Source organism: Baekduia sp., assembly GCF_035685985.1.
Taxonomy (GTDB): Bacteria; Actinomycetota; Thermoleophilia; order Solirubrobacterales; family Solirubrobacteraceae; genus Baekduia.
Map to the genome: position 1 here is coordinate 91,090 of NZ_DASRZV010000037.1, position 17,522 is coordinate 108,611.

General features: G+C 74.7%; 17 protein-coding genes. 3 read left to right on the plus strand and 14 right to left on the minus strand.

Annotated features, from left to right (window positions below; translation table 11 throughout):
• Positions 1 to 54: 54 nt before the first annotated feature.
• A complete protein-coding gene (locus VFG42_RS25320) occupies positions 55 to 906 on the plus strand; it encodes a diguanylate cyclase domain-containing protein (protein ID WP_324911624.1) in 852 nt (283 codons plus the stop codon).
• 180 nt (positions 907 to 1,086) lie between these two features.
• Here VFG42_RS25320 and VFG42_RS25325 read toward each other — a convergent pair whose 3' ends face one another.
• Together VFG42_RS25325 and VFG42_RS25330 are read right to left on the minus strand one after the other, a co-directional pair.
• A complete protein-coding gene (locus VFG42_RS25325) occupies positions 1,087 to 1,674 on the minus strand; it encodes a 2-oxo acid dehydrogenase subunit E2 (RefSeq protein WP_324911625.1) in 588 nt (195 codons plus the stop codon).
• Complete coding sequence (locus VFG42_RS25330; RefSeq protein ID WP_324911626.1) at positions 1,671 to 2,363, minus strand: GntR family transcriptional regulator; 693 nt, start codon at positions 2,361 to 2,363, stop codon at positions 1,671 to 1,673. The genes VFG42_RS25325 and VFG42_RS25330 overlap by 4 nt, the downstream gene beginning before the upstream one ends.
• Before the next feature lie 214 nt (positions 2,364 to 2,577).
• Here VFG42_RS25330 and VFG42_RS25335 point away from each other — a divergent pair, with 214 nt between their 5' ends.
• Positions 2,578 to 3,345 carry an ABC transporter permease gene (locus VFG42_RS25335; RefSeq protein ID WP_324911627.1) on the plus strand — a complete coding sequence of 256 codons (768 nt, stop codon included), beginning with the start codon at positions 2,578 to 2,580 and terminating at the stop codon, positions 3,343 to 3,345.
• A gap of 9 nt (positions 3,346 to 3,354) precedes the next feature.
• Here the strand turns inward: VFG42_RS25335 and VFG42_RS25340 are convergent, their stop codons facing one another.
• The 4 genes from VFG42_RS25340 to VFG42_RS25355 are packed head-to-tail and all read right to left on the minus strand — an operon-like array spanning position 3,355 to position 6,324.
• Positions 3,355 to 4,104, minus strand: a complete 750-nt coding sequence (locus VFG42_RS25340) for an SDR family oxidoreductase (RefSeq protein ID WP_324911628.1) — start codon at positions 4,102 to 4,104, stop codon at positions 3,355 to 3,357.
• 9 nt (positions 4,105 to 4,113) lie between these two features.
• Entirely contained in the window at positions 4,114 to 4,665 is a 552-nt protein-coding gene (locus tag VFG42_RS25345) for a TetR/AcrR family transcriptional regulator (RefSeq protein WP_324911629.1), read from the minus strand.
• Positions 4,662 to 6,125, minus strand: a complete 1,464-nt coding sequence (locus tag VFG42_RS25350; protein ID WP_324911630.1) for an amidase — start codon at positions 6,123 to 6,125, stop codon at positions 4,662 to 4,664. The genes VFG42_RS25345 and VFG42_RS25350 overlap by 4 nt, the downstream gene beginning before the upstream one ends.
• A gap of 10 nt (positions 6,126 to 6,135) precedes the next feature.
• On the minus strand, positions 6,136 to 6,324 hold the full coding sequence (locus VFG42_RS25355; protein WP_324911631.1) for a hypothetical protein: 189 nt from the start codon (positions 6,322 to 6,324) through the stop codon (positions 6,136 to 6,138).
• Between the two features lie 116 nt (positions 6,325 to 6,440).
• Here VFG42_RS25355 and VFG42_RS25360 point away from each other — a divergent pair, with 116 nt between their 5' ends.
• Positions 6,441 to 6,908, plus strand: a complete 468-nt coding sequence (locus tag VFG42_RS25360; protein WP_324911632.1) for a hypothetical protein — start codon at positions 6,441 to 6,443, stop codon at positions 6,906 to 6,908.
• 10 nt (positions 6,909 to 6,918) lie between these two features.
• Here VFG42_RS25360 and VFG42_RS25365 read toward each other — a convergent pair whose 3' ends face one another.
• The 8 genes from VFG42_RS25365 to VFG42_RS25400 form a co-directional block, all read right to left on the minus strand.
• On the minus strand, positions 6,919 to 9,297 hold the full coding sequence (locus VFG42_RS25365; protein ID WP_324911633.1) for a glycoside hydrolase family 65 protein: 2,379 nt from the start codon (positions 9,295 to 9,297) through the stop codon (positions 6,919 to 6,921).
• Positions 9,294 to 9,992 carry a beta-phosphoglucomutase family hydrolase gene (locus VFG42_RS25370; protein ID WP_324911634.1) on the minus strand — a complete coding sequence of 233 codons (699 nt, stop codon included), beginning with the start codon at positions 9,990 to 9,992 and terminating at the stop codon, positions 9,294 to 9,296. The genes VFG42_RS25365 and VFG42_RS25370 overlap by 4 nt, the downstream gene beginning before the upstream one ends.
• A 47-nt stretch (positions 9,993 to 10,039) precedes the next feature.
• Positions 10,040 to 11,671, minus strand: coding sequence for a DHA2 family efflux MFS transporter permease subunit (locus VFG42_RS25375; RefSeq protein WP_324911635.1), 1,632 nt, complete (start codon positions 11,669 to 11,671; stop codon positions 10,040 to 10,042).
• Between the two features lie 18 nt (positions 11,672 to 11,689).
• Complete coding sequence (locus VFG42_RS25380) at positions 11,690 to 12,703, minus strand: sensor domain-containing diguanylate cyclase (protein ID WP_324911636.1); 1,014 nt, start codon at positions 12,701 to 12,703, stop codon at positions 11,690 to 11,692.
• Between the two features lie 65 nt (positions 12,704 to 12,768).
• On the minus strand, positions 12,769 to 13,959 hold the full coding sequence (locus VFG42_RS25385) for an EAL and HDOD domain-containing protein (RefSeq protein WP_324911637.1): 1,191 nt from the start codon (positions 13,957 to 13,959) through the stop codon (positions 12,769 to 12,771).
• Positions 13,960 to 14,024: 65 nt separating this feature from the next.
• Complete coding sequence (locus VFG42_RS25390) at positions 14,025 to 14,762, minus strand: lipoate--protein ligase family protein (RefSeq protein WP_324911638.1); 738 nt, start codon at positions 14,760 to 14,762, stop codon at positions 14,025 to 14,027.
• Between the two features lie 8 nt (positions 14,763 to 14,770).
• Positions 14,771 to 16,504, minus strand: coding sequence for an adenine deaminase (gene ade / locus VFG42_RS25395; RefSeq protein WP_324911639.1), 1,734 nt, complete (start codon positions 16,502 to 16,504; stop codon positions 14,771 to 14,773).
• 94 nt (positions 16,505 to 16,598) lie between these two features.
• Positions 16,599 to 17,498: an ABC transporter substrate-binding protein gene (locus VFG42_RS25400; protein WP_324911640.1), complete on the minus strand. Its 900-nt coding sequence runs from the start codon at positions 17,496 to 17,498 to the stop codon at positions 16,599 to 16,601.
• Positions 17,499 to 17,522: the final 24 nt, after the last annotated feature.

Genomic DNA, 17,522 nt, shown 5'->3' on the forward strand with positions numbered 1-17,522 from the left:
CCGATCTCACCGTCAAGCGCCGGGCGCGAGCGGTCGATGGTGCTCTGAGCCACGATGTCCCCCGTCGTCCCCGAACCGCTCCCGTTCCCGAAGCGCTGGCCGTGGCTGGCGCTCGGGCTCGTCGTCGGCCTCGCCGCCCTGGCGGTGATCGGGCTGCTGCACCAGCGCGAGGAGACCGCGCGGCGCGCCGAGGGCCAGGCGACGCTGTTCGCCAACGAGCTGCGCGACGCCGTGCGCGAGATCACGACCTTCGGCGCGACCGTGCCGCACGGCGACCTCGCGCGGGCGCTGCGCCCGGTGATCCGCTCCACCGCCACCACGGCCGGCGCCCGCCTGGACCGGCTGCGGGCCACGCTGGGCGGCGACCGCCGCGCCGACGAGCTGCGCCTGCAGCTCGACGCGGTCCGCTTCGCGGCGGCCTCCGACCAGGACGACGCGACCGCCTACGCCGCGCGGCTCACGGCGAGCGCCAACCGCATGGCCGCCACCGCCGAGGCCATCGCCGACGACCAGCACGCCCGCGCCACGGTCACCGGCCGCGAGACGCTCGCGGGCGCGACGATCGCGGTGCTGGCGGGCATGACGCTGCTCGGGCTCGCGCTCCAGCGCGCCCACCGCCTGCTGGTCGCCTTCGGCCGCCGCCTGGCGGCCGCGATCGGCGACGACGGCCGGGTCTACCGGCTCGGCGGCGACGAGTTCTGCGTGCTCTCGCGCCCCGGGCTGGACGTCGCGCCGCGCGTCCGCCGCGCGGTCGCCGGCGGCGACGACCCGCGCGACCCGGTCCGCGGCTCGTGCGGCCTGGCGCTCTGGCCGGGCGACGCGCCGACCGCGCGCGAGGCGATGCGGCTGGCCGACGAGCGGATGTACGCCGCCAAGGGCGCGTCCGGCCGCCGGACCGCGGCGTAGTCGGGCGCTCGCGCCCTAGGTGGTTGATGCGAAATCGACCGTGGTCGTGATCGTGCGTCGTGTGGATGCTGGGCGACGCACGATCTCGCAGCCGATCCTGGTTGGATCGGCAAGGGATCGAGTGGCGATCCAGCGCCGCACGACGTGCGAGCACGGCCGCGGGAACTTCGCATCAACCATCTAGAGCGCGTCGGCGACCGCGCGCAGGAACGCGCCGGCCTCGGCCGGGGCGACGATCCGCGCGTCGGCCGACAGCGTCAGCGCGCCGTCGCCGACGGCCAGCGCCGCGGCGTGCCCGGGCTGGATGATCGCCGTCCACGCGCTCACGCCCTCCACGCGCGCGACCGTGAACGTCGAGCCGCTCTGCGCCGCGCCCGGCAGCGTGCCGGCGGCGACCTGCTCGGCGGCGGCGTCCAGCTCGGCGGCGATCGCCTCGGCGTCCTTGGCGTCGGCGTCGACGACCACCGGGACCGCGCCCTCCAGCACGACGCCCACGTTGGCGCGCGTGTAGTGCTGGAACTTGGCGTCGGCGTAGGCGCCGTTGACGTTCGCGTGGGCCTTCAGGGCCCGGCCCGCGGCGGCGGCGACGGCGCCGAGCGACACGCCGGCGAGGTCGGCCGCGATCGACACCTGGAAGTCGGGGATCGTCGCCTTGGCCTCGGCGACGCGGCGCGCGTGCGTGCGCTGCGCGGCGGTCGGCTCGATCGGGTCCAGGGCGCCCTTGGCGCCCGTGGCGCCGCCGGCGGTCGCGCTCGTCTCGGCGCTCATTCGCTCTCCTCGAAGTAGTCGGGGTGGACCTCGCGGATGTGCGGCACGCTGGACAGCACCATGCGCAGATGGTGGCGCAGCGTCGCCTCCGCGTGATCGGGGTCGCGGTCGGCGACGGCCGCGACCACCTGCCGGTGCTCGGCGACCATCTCGCCGAGGTAGCCGGGCTCCGGCAACGACAGCCGCCGGACGCGATCGAGGTGGCCGTTGGCCCGGCGGCTGAGCTGCCAGGCGATCTCGCGCCCGCTCAGCTCGCACAGCCGTCGATGCAGCGCGTCGTCCAGCCGGTCGAAGGTATCGGCGTCGCCGGCCTCCTGGGCGCGGTCCTGGGCCACGAGGTTGGCTTGCAACTCGGCCAGGTCCTCCTCGCGGGCGCGCTCGGTGGCCAGCCGGATGGCCGCGCACTCCAGCGCCTCGCGGACGAACGCGGCGTCCTCGATCGCCTCGGAGGAGATCAGCGTCACGAACGTCCCGAGCTGCGGGACGATCGCGACCAGCCGCTCGTCGCGCAGCCGCACCAGCGCCTCGCGGACCGGCGTGCGGCTGACGCCGAGGCGCTCGGCCAGCTCGTTCTCCGACAGCCGCCGGCCGGGCTGAAGCTCGGCGCTGACGATCGCCTCGCGCAGCGCGAGGTAGACCTGATCGCGCGCCGAGACCCCCGACGCACGCTCGCCGAGGGCGATCCGCATGGCAGGAGGTATATCGCGGCCGATCGGGCGGGGCCGTGCCGGGGCGTCGCACGCTGCCCGGCCGGGGGGAGCGGGCCGCGGGCGCCGGGCGCAGATCCTGCCGGCGACGCACCCGGACGTGTCGGTCCCGCGTTGACGTCCCACCCGTACGGGTGGGGATCGGTCGACTTCAGGGTCACGTTCAGGGTCCGGTGAGTGTACGTTCGCGTTCGCCATGGGACTTCTGGGTGAGATCGGCGACATGATGATCTTGACGGGCAAGACGCTCGTCTCCGCGATCCGACCTCCGTACACGTACGGGAACGAGTTCGCGATCCAGTTCATGTTCGCGCTGCGGCTGTGCTGGCTGCCGCTGGTGATCACGTCGCTGTGCGTCAACTACGCGGTGCCGGGGATCCAGGGCGGCGGGTTCCTGGGGATGCTCGGCTCGCTGGACCGCCTCGGCGGGTTCTACAGCCTCGCCGACATCCGCGAGTTCGCGCCGCTGGTCTGCGTGATCATCGTCTCCGGGGTCGCGGGCACCGCGATCACCGCCGACCTCGGCGCCCGCAAGATCCGCGAGGAGCTCGACGCCCTCCAGGTCCTCGGCGTCGACCCCATCAAGAACCTCGTCGTCCCCCGCTTCCTCGCGCTGATGCTCGCGACCGCGCTGTTCGACATCTTCGCGATCGCCACCGGCCTGGCCGGCGGCGTGCTCGCCACGTGGACCAAGCACGCGCAGATCGGCCCGTTCTTCGCGACGTTCTGGGCCAACGGCTCGACGACCGACGTCTGGGGCTCGCTGCTGAAGTGCACGCTGTTCGGCGCGATCACCGCGATCGTCTGCTGCTACAAGGGCATGACGACGTCGGGTGGCGCCGAGGGCGTCGGCCGGGCGGTCAACCAGGCGGTCGTGATCTGCCTGCTGGCCGTCGGCGCGTTCAACTACGTCTTCACCCAGACGCTGCTGGCGACGCACCCCGACATGATGATCTTGAAGTAGGCGGCCGGCTCACCAGGAGCGCGTCAGGCCACCGTCCACGCGCACCGACTGCCCGGTGACGTAGCTCGCGCGGTCCGACGCCAGGAAGGCCGCGACCGCCGCGATCTCGGCGACGTCGCCGAGCCGTCCGGCCGGGACCTCGGTGCGCGCCGCCTCCTGCGCGGCCTCGGCGCCGCCGCTGTTGCCGATGATCCGGTCGGTCAGGATCCGCCCCGGCAGCACCGCGTTGAACGTGACGCCCGCGTCCGCGTTCTCGCGCGCGAGGTGCTTGAAGGCCGCCAGCAGCCCGGGCCGATGGGCGTTGGAGAGCTGCAGCCCCGGCAGCGGCTCGACGGCCGCGCTGGAGGACACGGCGACGACGCGGCCCCAGCCGCGCTCGCGCATCCCGGGCAGCACGCGCGCGACGATCGCCATCGGCGAGACGATCAGCGTCCGGTGCGCGGTGCTCCACTGCTCCTCGGTGAACGACAGCGGATCGCCCGCGACCGGCGGGCCGCCGGTGTTGGCGACGTAGACGTCGACCGGCCCCAGGTCGCGCTCGACCGCGCGCACGAGGCCGTCGACCGCGCCGAGGTCCTCGCTGTCGAAGACGTAGGCCTTGCCGCCGATCGTGCCCGCGACCGCCGCGCCGGCGTCCGCGTTGCGCGACGTCACCGCGACCCGCGCGCCCTCGGCGGCCAGCGCCTCGGCGATGCCGCGGCCGATCCCGCGCGACGCGCCGGTCACCAGCGCCACGCGGCCCGTCAACCCGAGGTCCATGGCCTCACCCTACGCCGCGGCCCGCACCAGCGCGGCCAGTCCCTCGACCAGCGCGCGGCCCGCGCCGGGGCCCGCGTCGGCGCCGGAGACCAGCCGCCGCAGCTCGTAGCCGTCGACCAGCGCGATCAGCGCCGGCACCAGCGGCTCGGGGTCCGCGACGCCGAGCGCCTCGAGCATCCGGCGCGCCGCGCCGTCGTAGGCCGCGAACGCGCGCGCGGCGACCGCCTGCAGCTCGGGGTCGCGACCGGCCTGCAGGTACAGCTCCATCTGCGCGAGCACCGCACGCCGGTCGGCGCCCTCGACGATCTCCTGGACCGCCGCCGCCAGCGGGTCCAGCTCCGCCGAGCCGTCGGCCAGCGCCTCCAGCCGCTCGGCCTCGCCGCTGACGAACCGCATCAGCGCCTCGCGCAGCAGCTCGGTCTGCGACGGGAAGTGATAGGACAACGAGCCCGGCGAGACGCCCGCCCGCGCGGCGACCGCGCGGTTGGTCACGCCGCCGACGCCCTGCTCGCCGATCAGCTCCAGCGTCGCGTCGAGCATCCGCGCCCGCGCGTCGCTCACCCGCCGCGGCCCCCGGGGACGTAGGGCGGGCGCGCCTCCTGCCAGCGCTCGACCGCCTCCAGCTGCGCGGCCAGCCCGATCAGCCGGTGCTCGGTGGAGTCCGGGCCCAGCAGCTGCGCACCGATCGGCAGGCCCTCGGGCGTCAGGCCCGCGGGCACGTTGACGCCCGGCCAGCCGAGCACGTTCCACGGCCACGCGTACGGGCACGCGCCGACGATGACCTTGTCGGTCGCCCAGCCGCCGAGCCCGTCGATCGACCCGATCGGCAGCGGCGGCTGCGCGGTCGTCGGCGCGAGCACGACGTCGGCGCGCTCGAAGATCCGCCCGACCCGCCGCCGGAACGGCTGCTCCAGCGCGCGCGCCGCGGTCAGCAGCGGCCCGCCGACCCAGCGGCCCAGCGCGACGTTGTGGCGGGTGCGCTCGTCCAGCAGCGCGACGTCGGGCACGCGGTGCGACCAGTCGCGCAGGCCCGCCATCGAGCGTGGGATGAACGTCGCGCCGATCAGCCCGTAGCGCGGGTCGGCCTCGACGACGTCGTGTCCGAGGCCCTCGAGCACGCCCGCCAGGCGCTGGACCGCCGCCCGCACGCGCGGGTCGAGCGTCGCGGGCGCGCCGCTGAACGGGATCCGGAACGAGAGCGCGATCCGCAGGCGCCCGGGGTCGGCGCGGCGCGCGATCTCCGCGAACGGCTCCTCGTGCGGGTCGGGGACGTGGCGGTCGCCCGGGTGCGCGCCGGCCACCGCGTCCAGCAGCAGCGCCGCGTCGCCGACCGTGCGCGCCAGCGGCCCGTTGCACGTCAGCCCGTGGAACGCCTCGGCGTCGGGCCACGTCGAGACGCGCCCGCGCTGCGGCTTGATCCCGACCAGGTGCGTCCACGCCGCCGGGATCCGGACCGAGCCGGCGCCGTCGGAGCCCATCGCGGCGGGCACCAGCCCCGCGGCGACGGCCGCCGCGCTGCCGCCCGACGACCCGCCGGGCGTGTGGTTCAGCGACCACGGGTTGCGCGTCTGGCCGAACGCCGGGCCCTCGGTGATCGGCCACTGCCCGAACTCGGGCGAGGTCGTCTTGCCGACGATGACCGCGCCCGCCGCCCGCAGCCGCCGCGCGACCTCGCCGTCGTCGGCCTTGCCGGTGAACGTGCCTGCGCAGCCGAACGCGGTCGTCTCGCCCGCGAGGTCCATGTCGTCCTTGATCGCCACGGGAACGCCGAGCAGTGGGCTCTCCTCGCCGGCGGCGCGGCGCCGATCGGCCTCGGCGGCCTGCTCGCGCGCGGCCTCGTCGCAGACGATCCGGAACGCGTTGAGGTCGCCCTGAGCGGCGTCGATGCGCGCCAGCGCGCCCTCGACGAGGTCGACCGACGACGCCTCGCCACGCGCCAGCAGCGCCGCCTGCGTCCCCAGCCCGGCGAACGCGAGATCGTCCCCGGCGGGCGTGGACGGGGCGGGCGGCGTGGAGGTCATGGACGCGAGGCTACGCGGCCCCGCGCCGATCCGGTAGCTCGTGGTCGTCGCCTTGGGCCAGCCGGCCGGCCTTCTCGCGCGACTTCAGCCAGGCGTGGAAGACCTCGGCGCGAGCGGCGCGCAGCTGCGCGGTGACCAGCTCGGCGAGGACCGCGCCGTGGGTGTCGCGCGGCGGCTGCCTGGGGGACGGATCGCTCACCGCGGGACTCGATACCGCGGTGGCCGAGACCGAAACACGCGTCGTCAGCGCGATGCCCAGCGACGTCTCAGCGCGAGCCCAGCGGGCCCCCAGCGTGCCCGCCCAAGGTGGCGGACATGAACCCCCGAATCCGCAAGCTCGCCGTCCTGGTCGGCACGACGACCCTCTTCGGCGGCGCCGTCGCCGGCTGCGGCAGCGGCTCCTCCAGTGGCTCGACGTCGTCCAATGGCGCGTCGGCGAGCACCGGTCAGCAGAGCGGCGCGCCCGACGGCCAGAGCGGCGGCGGCCCCGGCGGCATGATGTCGTCGGCGACGCTCGAGACGCTGGCCACCAAGCTCGGCGTGTCGACGACCGCGCTGCAGAACGCGATGCGGTCGTCGCGCCCCTCCGGCGCGCGGCCCGACGCCGCGAGCAGCTCGGCGCCGCCGTCGTCCTCGTCCTCGTCGAGCGATCCGCGCACGCGGATGGCCGCCGCGATCGCCAAGGCGCTGAACCTGTCGGAGTCCAAGGTCACCGCGGCGCTGAAGGACGCCATGCCCTCCGCGCCGTCGCCGCCGGGCCCCGCGACGACGCGGTCCAGCTAGTGTCGTGAGCCTACTCCCGCTCCGAGCCTCCCGGACGGGTGCTGCGCCGCCGCGGCTCGCGGCCGGGCGGCTGGGCCGGGCGCTCGCGGTCGGGCGCCGGCGGGATCTCCCGGCGCTGGGTCTCGCCGGCCACCAGCTCCAGCTCCTCGCCGAAGTGCGTCAGCCGGACGCGGTGGCCGTCCTCCAGCGCGTAGTTGGCGCCGTCGCGGTCGACCTCGACGAAGACGCGACCGTCGGCGACCGTGATCCGGAAGGCCAGGCGCCCGAGGCCCGGCGGCAGGCGCGGCGCGAACGTCAGCTTGCCGTCGTGGTCGCGGAAGCCGCCGAAGCCGGACACGAGCGCCAGCCACGAGCCGGCCAGCGACGCGATGTGCAGGCCGTCGCGCGTGTTGTGCTCGAGGTCGTGGAGGTCCATGAACGCGGCCTCGCCGAGGTAGTCATAGGCCAACTCCAGGTGGCCGGTCTCGGCGGCGACGATCGCCTGGACGCTCGCGCTCAGCGACGAGTCGCGGACGGTCAGCCGCTCGTAGTAGGCGAACGCCCGCCGCTTCTCCTCGTCGGTGAAGCGGTCGCCGCACGTGAACAGCGCCATCACGAGGTCGGCCTGCTTGACGACCTGGCGGCGGTAGAGGTCGAAGTAGGGGTAGTTGAGCAACAAGGGGTACTTGTCGTCCGGCGTGTTGGCGAAGTCCCACTTGTCGAGGTGCGTGAAGCCCTCGGCCTGCATGTGCACCTCGAGGATCCCGTCGTAGGGGACGTGCATCGTCTCGGCGGCCGCGCGCCAGGCGCCGATCTCGTCGGGGTGCACGCCGAGCGCCTCGGCGTCCTTGGCGTGGTGGTCGGCGGCGTCGGCGGCGCCGACCAGGTTCCGGCGCGCCATCAGGTTGGTGTAGATGTTGTCGTCGGCCAGCGCCGAGTACTCGTCCGGACCGGTGACGCCGGGCAGCCGGAAGCGGCCCTTGCGGTCGTGGTGGCCGAGCGACGCCCACAGCCGCGCGGTCTCGACCAGCAGCGGCAGGCCGACCTCGCGCTCGAAGGCCTCGTCCCGCACCGCGCGCTGGTAGCGCAGCACCGCGTCGGCGATGTCGGCGCCGATGTGCACCGCGGCCGTGCCCGCCGGCCAGTAGCCCGAGCACTCGCGGCCGGCGATCGTCCGCCACGGGAACGCGGCGCCGCCGTGGCCGAGCTGCCGCGCCCGCTCCTGGGCCAGCGGCAGCGTCGCGTGGCGCCAGCGCAGCGCGTCGCCCGCCGCGTCGGGCGCGGTGTAGGTCAACACCGGCAACACGTAGGACTCGGTGTCCCAGAACGCGTGGCCGTCGTAGCCGGAGCCGGTCAGGCCCTTGGCGGGGATCGCGCGGCGCTCGGCGCGGGCGCCGGCCTGCAGGACGTGGAAGAGCCCGAAGCGCACGGCCTGCTGCAGCTCGGGGTCGCCGTCGACCTCGACGTCGGCGCGCTCCCAGAACGCGTCGAGGTACGCGCGCTGGTCGCGGCACAGACCCTCCCAGCCGGTGTGCTTGGCCTCGGCCAGCGCGCCGCGGGCCTGGGCGCGCAGCGACGGCAGCGCGCGGTGGCCCGACCAGGCGTAGGACAGGAACTTGAGGACCCGCAGCGTCGCGCCCGCCGGGACGTCGGCCGCGACGATCACGCGGCCCTCGTCGTGCGCGGCCTCGACGGTCGTCCCGCAGCCGTCGGGCCCTTCGATGACGTGGTCCATCGTCGCGCAGAGCCGGTGGCCGGAGCGCTCGAGGCGGTGCACGAGCGAGACGCGCAGGTCGTCGTGGTAGGCCTCCTCGCTCTTGAGCGGGGCGAGCATCGGCGCGGCGGCGCGCGGGTCCGGGTGGTCGCCGTGGGGCTGGCCGTTCTCGTTGGCCACCAACTCGGACTGGATCACCAGCCGCGTGCCGTCGCTCAGCGGCTGGACCTCGTAGAGGATCGCCGCGGCGCCGCGCTGGGTCAGCGAGATCAGGCGCTGGGAGGCGATCTTGACCTCGCCGCCGGCGGGCGAGCGCCAGTGCACCGTGCGGCGCAGCACGCCGGCGCGGAAGTCGAGCACGCGCTCGTGGTGCAGCAGCTCGCCGTAGCGGACGTCGAACAGCTCGTCGTCGACGTGCAGGCGGAAGAGCTTGCCGTCGGTGACGTTGACGACGGTCTCCCCCGCCTCCGGGTTGCCGTAGGCCGACTCCGCGTAGGGCAGCGGCCGGATCTCGTGCAGGCCGTTGAGGTAGGTGCCCATCAGGCCGGCGGGCTCGCCCTCGTCGAGGTTGCCGCGCATCCCGATGTGGCCGTTGGAGAGCGCGAAGACCGACTCGGACTGCGCGAGCATGTCGAGGTCCAGCGACGTCTCCCGGATCGCCCACGGGTCGACGGAGAAGTTGGTGTGGTCGATCACGCCAGCTCGCTCAGGTCGGAGACGACGACGCTCGCGCCGTGCTCTCGGAGGGCCTGGGCCTGGCCGACGCGATCCACGCCGACCACGTACCCGAACTTGCCGGCGCGCCCCGCCTCCACCCCGGCCAGCGCGTCCTCGAAGACCACGGCCCGCGCGGGCTCGGCGGCCAGCCGCCGTGCGCCCTCCAGGAACGTGTCGGGCGCGGGCTTGCCCTTCAGCCCGCCCTCGGCGACCGCGTGCCCGTCGACGACGTCGTCGAACAGGTCCAGGATGCCGACCGACCGCAGCACGGGCTTGGCGTTGGCGCTGCTGGAGACCACCGCCAGCTTGAAGTCGGCCGCCTTGGCCTTGCGGACGTAGTCCACCGACCCCTCGTAGACCTCCACCCCGTCGCGCTCGATCACCTGCTGGACCAGGTCGTTCTTCTCGTCCCCCAGCCGCTGGACCAGCGCCGCGTCGGCGTCGATGCCGCGCGACTTCAGGAAGTCCTTGACCCCGTCCTGGCGTGGCTTGCCGTCCACATACTCGTCGTAGTCCCGGTGCACGTCGAACGGGGTGTACCCATCTCCGTCACGCTCCTTCAGGAAGGCGTCGAACATCTCCTTCCACGCCTTCGCGTGCACCGTCGCGGTCTTCGTCAGCACGCCGTCGAGGTCGAACAGCAGCGCGTTGACGCCATCAGGAAGCCCGAGCACGCCGACCATCGTGACACGGCGGCCCGGACATCCGTGCACGTCGCGGGTCAGCCCGACGAGGGCGCCTGTGCCGCGACCTCGCCGCGCGACAGCTCCGGCGCGCGCGCCGCGGTGAGCGGCGCCGCGACGAGCTGGCCGCCGGGGCAGTCCTCGCAGTGGATGTCGCGGCGCGGGTTGACGATCCCGACGAGGCCGAGCAGGCCGCCGCAGGCGACCAGCACGGCGGACAGGCCCATGCCGAGGTGGAAGGCGTCGACCGAGGCGTCGGTGACGGCCGTGGCGACCGGCGCGCGCTCGGCCGCGGGCAGGTTGGAGGTGTCGGCCATCGCGAGCGTCTGCCGCTTGGCGTGGGCGACCGCCGCGCGCGACGCCGGGCTCAGCGGGCGGTCGCCGAGGCTGTGGTCGATCGCGCCGGAGAACGACGCGCTGACGACCGCGCCGAGCGTCGCGACCGCCATCAGCGACGCGACGCGCGCGACCGCGTTGTTGACGCCCGAGGCGATGCCCGCGTTCTGCTCGTCGGCGTCGGCCAGCACCGTCGCGGTCAGCGGCGCGACGGTCGCCGAGAGCCCGAGCGAGAACACCAACAACGCGGGCAGGACGTCGGCCGCGTAGCTCGGGTGCGCGCCGACGCGCTGCATGAGCGCCAGCCCCACGGCGGCCACCAGCGGGCCGCAGCCCATGAACCAGCGCGGCCCGTAGCGGTCGGCGAGCTTCCCGGCGCGCTTGGACAGCAAGAACATGATGATGGTCGTCGGCAGCGTCGCCAGCCCGGCCTGCAGCGCGTCGTAGCCCGCGACCTGCTGCAGGAACAGCACCAAGAAGAAGAACGTGATGCCCAGGCCGCCGTACATCGCGAACGTCTGCGCGTTGCCGACCGCGAAGTTGCGTCGCGTGAACAGCCCGAGCGGCAGCATCGGGTCGCGCACGATCCGCTCCCAGACCAGGAACGCGGCCAGCAGCGCGATCCCGACGACCGCGGGGACGATCACCCCCGGGGAGCCCCAGCCGAGATCCGGCTGGCGGATCAGCGCGAAGACCGGGCCCGCCAGGCCCAGCGCGCACAGCGCCGCGCCGAGCCAGTCGATCCGCGCCCGGCGCGCGTCCCGCGCCCGCTTGGGCACGGCCACGACGATCAACATCAACGTGAAGAGCACGAACGGCACGTTGACGGCGAAGATCCACCGCCACGACGTCGCGTCGATCAGGTAGCCGCCGGCCAGCGGCCCGATCACCGTCGAGATCCCCGACCACGCCGTCCACGAGCCGACCGCCATCCCGCGCTCGTCGGGCGGGAACGTGCTGACGATCACCGCCAGCGCGCTCGGCGTCAGCAGCGCCCCGAACACGCCCTGCAGCGCGCGGCCCGCGACCAGCACCTCGATCGACGGCGCCAGCGCGCACACCATCGACACCACGCCGAAGCCCGCGACGCCGAACGCGAAGACGCGTCGCTCGCCGAGCAGGTCGCCCAGCGAGCCGCCGATGAGGATCAGCGACCCGAGCGCCAACATGTAGGCGTTGACGACCCACTGCTGGCCCGCCAGCCCGCCGCCCAGGTCCCGGGCCACGGACGGCAGCGCGACGTTGACGACCGTCGAGTCCAGCCCGACGACGAACGACCCCATGATCGCGGCCAGCAGGCTGAGGCGCTTGGGGTCTCGCAACGCGGCGAACACCCGATCCAGCCTACCCGCCTAGGAGGTGATCGCCCGGTCCTTTCCGGCGGCCTTGGCGGCCAGCAGGCGGTCGTCGGCGGCCCGGAACAGCGTCGCGACCGTGTCGCCCTCGACGGGCGCGATCGCCAGCCCGACCGACGCGGTCAGCGTCCCGCCCGGCCCGATCCGCGCCGCGCGGATCGCGGCCACGACGCGGTGGGCGGCGGCGACCGCCTCGCCCGCGTCGGCGTCCGGCAGGATCACGGCGAACTCCTCGCCGCCGGTCCGGCAGACGACGTCGGCGCCGCGCACGGTCTCGCTCATCAGCGCCGCGAAGGCGCGCAGGACCGCGTCGCCGACCGGATGCCCGTCGCCGTCGTTGACGGCCTTGAAGTCGTCGACGTCGAGCAGCATCAGCCCGACCGGCGCGCCCGAGCGCCGCGCCCGCGCCAGCTCGGACCCGAGCCGCTCGTGGAAGTGGCGGCGGTTGTAGAGGCCGGTCAGCTCGTCGGTCCGCGCCTGATGGCTGAGCCGCTCGCGCTGGCGCGCGTTGTCATAGGCCAACGCCGCGAGCGTCGCGAAGCGCTGGATCAGCTCGACCTCGTGGTCGGCGAACTCCGCGACCGCGCCCTCGCGCCAGACGTTCAGCGTCCCCAGCACGCGCGACCCGGCGATCAGCGGCGTGCAGACCAGCGCCTCGGGCTCGTCGTCGGGGGTGCCCGGGACGACGTAGACGCTGTCGCGCTCGGCGGCCGCCTCGTAGTGGACGAGCGTGCGCGTCAGCACGACGCGCCCGGCGATCGACCCCTGCAGCGGCGGCCGGCCCGCGAGCGTCTCCTCGACGTAGCGTCCGACCGCGTAGACCGGCGTCAGCACCGGCGCGCCGTCCTGGGTCGAGTAGACGGCCAGCGACGTGAACGGGACGATCGTCTCCAGCGCCCGCGCCATCTCGTCGAACGTCTCCTCCAGCGACCCCTCCGCGAGGATCGACGCGGCCGCGTCGATGATCGACTCGAGCCCTCGCGTCAGGCGTGTGGGATCGTCCTGGTCCATCGGCTCCACTCTCCCGCATGATCGGTGCGAACCATGTTCGGTTGAGGGCGAGGTGGACGAGCGTCTCAGTCGCGCGCGGACGCCGCCGTGCGCAGCGACCACCGCAGGGCCTCGGCGTAGCACGCGCCGACCGCGTCGTGCAGGTCCGGGTCGGCGGGCGCCGTCCCCCACTCGAAGTCCAGGACGGCGGTCAGCGCGGCCCCGTCGGGGCCCTCGCGGTCCAGGAGCGCCGCGACGACCGCGTCGTCGAGCGGCAGGCCGTCCAGCGCGTCGGCCATCGGGACGCCGAGCAGCGCGTCGGCGACCGACAGCAGCCCGACCGAGAACGCGACGTCGGTGTCGTCCCCGCGCCGCTGCGCCAGCCGCGACAGCGTGTGGGCGCGGCTGAGCGCGGTCGGCACCAGCTCGTCGCAGTCGACGGAGATCCCGCCCAGGACGAGCAGCATCGCCCACTGCCGGACGGTCCGCGCGCCGAGCATCGTGACCGCGTCGTGCACCGAGGTGATCCGGCGCCGCAGCGAGTAGGCGGCGGAGTTCAACAACCTCAACAACCGCAGGGTCAGGCCGGGGTCGCGGGCCACGACCGCCGCGATCTCCTCGAACGTGGCGTCCGCGCGCGACAGCACGGCCATGTCGCCCAGCGACGAGGACACCGACGTCGGGATCTCTCGGCCCCGGACGATCTCGGGCTTGCAGAAGAAGTAGCCCTGGAACAGCTCGTAGCCGAGCGCGCGACAGGCCTCGAACGTCTCGCGGTCCTCGACCTTCTCGGCCAGCAGCGTGACCCCGAAGGGCTTGAGCAGCTCGGCCTGGCGCGCCGCGTGCGGCACGCCGCCGTCGAGCACGTCGACCTTGACGATCGAGGCCAGCGCCAGCAGGTCCTCGACCTCGGGCGCGTAGGTGAAGTCGTCGAGCGCGATCGTGAAGCCCGCGACGTGCAGCTCCTGGAGCTTGCCGAGCAGCTCGTCGTCGACGTTCTGGTCCTCGAGCAGCTCGAGGACGACGTCGTCGGGCGCCAGCGGCAGCGGGTCGACGTCGAGCAGGAAGCGGCGCGAGACGTTGATCCACGCGCGCCGGCCGCCGACCAGCCCGCGGATGCCGATGTCGCCGTAGGCGGCGACCAGCACCTGCGCGGTGGCCTGCTCGCCGTAGGCGGCCACGCCGCGGTGCAGCAGCTCGTAGCCGACGAGCCGCTGACGCGCCGTCAGGATCGGCTGCCGGGCGACCGCGACGGAACTGGCGACGGCGACGTCCATGACCATCCACAGAGGTCGTCCAGCTTTGAGCGGCTTTCATCCCCCGATCGAGGGAGAGCGCCGTGTCAACCGTTCAGATGTCCAGCGCGGAGGGGCTGCGCGAGCGCGAGCGTCTCGTCGCCGAGCGTCCCGGCGGTCAGCCGCTCGCGCGCGGCCAGCGCGGCGATCAGCGTGCGCTCGGCGTCGGCGGCGGTCAGCGAGCGCACGATGTCGTCGGCCGCGGCGGCGGTCGCGGGGCGCCACGCGATCTCCAGCTGCGCGTACACGTCGGTCAGCGCGGCGCGCAGCCGGTCGCCGCCGGAGACGATCAGCATCGCGGTCGCCAGCGACGCGCCCTTGATCGTCCGCTGCGCGGTGCCGGCGAGCTTGACGCCGGCCGCGTTGACCGAGTGGTCGCCCGCGCAGTACTCGCCGGGCAGGACGCCGACGCGCGCGGCGATCCCGAGGTGCGCGAGCGTCTGCACCAGCAGGTCGGTCAGCCACGCGAAGCGCTCCTGGAGGCCCTCGGCGATCGTCGGGACCGGCCGGATCACCTCGACCAGCAGCGAGCCCTCGTCGTAGCCCGCGGCGTGGCCGCCGCCGAGGCGCAGCAGCGGCACGTAGCCGTGCTCGCGGGCGGCGGCGCGGGCGGCCGCGTAGCCGGGAGCGAACGCGTCGAGGCGGCCGAAGGCCATCGTCGGGCCGGGCCGGAAGACGCGCGCGACCGGCCCGCGCTCGCCCGCGCCGACCTGGCGCAGCAGGGCGTGCGTGATCGCGGCGTCGAGCGCCGGATCGTCCGGGAAGCGATCGCGCAGCAGCTCCACGAGAAGGCCTATATGAAGACGTCGGTCAGGGCGAACGCGTCGACGTCGACGAGCCCGTGGTCGGTCAGCTTCAGCGAGGGGATCACCGGCAGCGCGAGGAAGCTCAGCGCCATGAACGGCGCGCCGACGCGGCAGCCGAGGTCGCGCGCCGCGGTCTCCGCGCGCTGGACCTCCGCGGCGACCGCGTGGGGCGAGCGGTCGGCCATCAGCCCGGCGATCTCCAGCGGGACGGTCGCGCGGACCTCGCCGCCGGCGGCGACGACCAGGCCGCCGCCGAGGTCGGCCACCGCGCGGGCGGCGACCATCGCGTCGCGGTCGTCGGCGGCGACCGTGACGATGTTGTGGGAGTCGTGGGCGACCGAGGAGGCCAGCGCGCCCGCGCGCAGCCCGAAGCCGGTGACGAAGCCGTGGCCGACGTTGCCGGTGGCGCGGTGGCGCTCGACCACGCTGAGGCGCAGGAGGTCCTCGTCGGGCTGGGGCGCGGCGATGCCGTTCGCGGCGCCGCCGGCGCCGGCGCCGCTCGCGAGGTCGCGCGGCTCGGCCGTGGTCACCAGCTGGTCGGCGATCAGCCCGATGGCCTTGACCCGGTCGCCGGCGCGGGCCAGCTCCAGCGTGTCGCGCCAGGCGACGTCCATCGTCGGCCCGACGCCGCCGGGCGCGGGCGCCTGGTCGCCGAGGTGCTCGCCGCCGCGCGCGACGACGCGCCCGCCCGCCAGCACCGTGTCGGGCCGCGGCGCGCGGAGGTCGTCGAAGAGGACGAGGTCGGCGCGGCGTCCGGGCGCGACCGCGCCGCGGTCGCGCAGGTTGTAGTGCTCGGCCGCGTTCAGCGTGGCCATGGTGATCGCGGTGACCGGGTCCAGGCCCGCGTCGACGGCCATGCGCACCATCGCGTCGATCGAGCCGTCGTCCAGCAGCTCGCCGGGCACGCGGTCGTCGGTGCAGAACGCGAAGCGCCGGGCGTTGGCGGTCGTGACCGCCGGGAGCACGTCGAGCAGGTTGCGGGCGTTGGTGGCCTCGCGCAGGAAGACCGTCATGCCGTGGGCGACCTTCTCGCGCGCCTCGTCGGCGGTCAGGCACTCGTGGTCGGAGGCGACGCCCGCGGCCAGGTAGGCCTGCAGGTCGGTGGCCACGACGCCCGGCGCGTGGCCGTCGATCGGGCGTCCGGCGAAGGCCACCAGCTTGGCCAGCTCGTCGGGGTCGGCGGCCAGGACGCCCGGGTAGTTCATCATCTCGGCGAGGCCGAGCACGCGCGCGTGGCGGTCGGCGAGGCCGATGAGGTCGGCGGCGGTCAGCCGCGCGCCGGCGGTCTCCAGCGGCGAGGCGGGCACGCAGGCCGGCGCCATCATCAGCACCGAGAGGTCCAGGCCCGACGAGGCGGCGAGCATCCACTCGATGCCGGCGACCCCGAGCACGTTGGCGATCTCGTGCGGGTCGGACACGATCGTCGTCGTGCCGTGCGGGAGGACCGCCTCGGCGAACCGGCCCGGCGCGACCAGCGACGACTCGATGTGCACGTGCGCGTCGATGAAGCCGGGCGCGACGTACGCGCCCCGCGCCTCGACGGTCTCGCGGCCGCGCAGGTCGTGGCCGAGCGCCACGATCCGCTCACCCACGACCGCCACGTCGCACGGCTCCGTGACCCGCTGGCTCAGGACGTCCACGACGCGCCCACCACGCACGACGAGATCCGCCGGCTCCGCCCCGCGGGCGACCCGAACGGCGTGCGCGAGGACGTCGGTCATGCCGACAGTCTCGCGCACGCGGCCGCACCACCGCCGACCGGCCCGCCACAAGCCTCACACGCGGCCGCGCGCGCCAAGTAACGCGCGCGCGGACCTACGCGAGGGCGCCCTCGGCCCGCCGCTCGCGGGCCTGCGCGAGCCCCTGCGCGACCGCGGCGGCCAGCGCCGGGACGGTCGCGTCCGCGATGCGCACGGCGCGTTCGACGAAGCCCACGCGGGCCAGGACGTCGGCGCCCTGCTGCTGCTCGGCGACGAACGCGCCGCCGATCGGGTTGACGGTCCAGGGGATCGACGACAGGAACGCCTCCCACGCGTCGGCCGAGCCGCCCTCCTCGCGGGCGTACAGCTCGGCGGCCGCGCGCGGGTTGGCCTGGACCCAGGCGCCCGCGTCCTCCAACGCGCCCGCCACCGCCGCCAGCTCGTCGGCGCGGGTCTCCGCGACGTCGCGGCGGGTGAACCAGACCGACGGGTTGGCGATCAGGTCGCTCGCGGGCACCAGCTCGACCGCCGCGCCCGAGCGCGTGGCCTCGACGTGGTGCGGGCCCTGGCCGATCCACGCGCCCAGCTCGCCGGAGCGCAGCCGCTCCAGCGAGTCCTCGCCGGACGGCACCGCGATCACCTCGTCGAAGCCCACGCCCGCGCGGTCCAGCGCGGTGGCCAGCAGCAGCGTCTGCCAGGAGCCGATGCCCAGCGCGACCTTGCGGCCGCGCAGGTCGGCGACGCTCCGGACGTCGGAGTCCGGCGTGACCAGCAGCGTGCCGTGCGCGGGGCGCGGGTCGGACGCCGCCAGGTAGACGATGTCCTTGCCCGACGCCTGGTCGGAGATCGGCGGCGTCGCGCCGGTGCCGCCGACGTCGATCGTCCCGTCGACCAGCAGCGCGCCGGTCGTCGTGCCGCCGGCGTAGCGATGCCACGCGGCGTCGATCAGGTCCAGGTGTGAGAGGAAGAACAGCGCCGGGTTGTTGGGGTGGACGCCGATCTTGATGGTGCTCATGATGTTCTTGATGTCCTTGGGTTG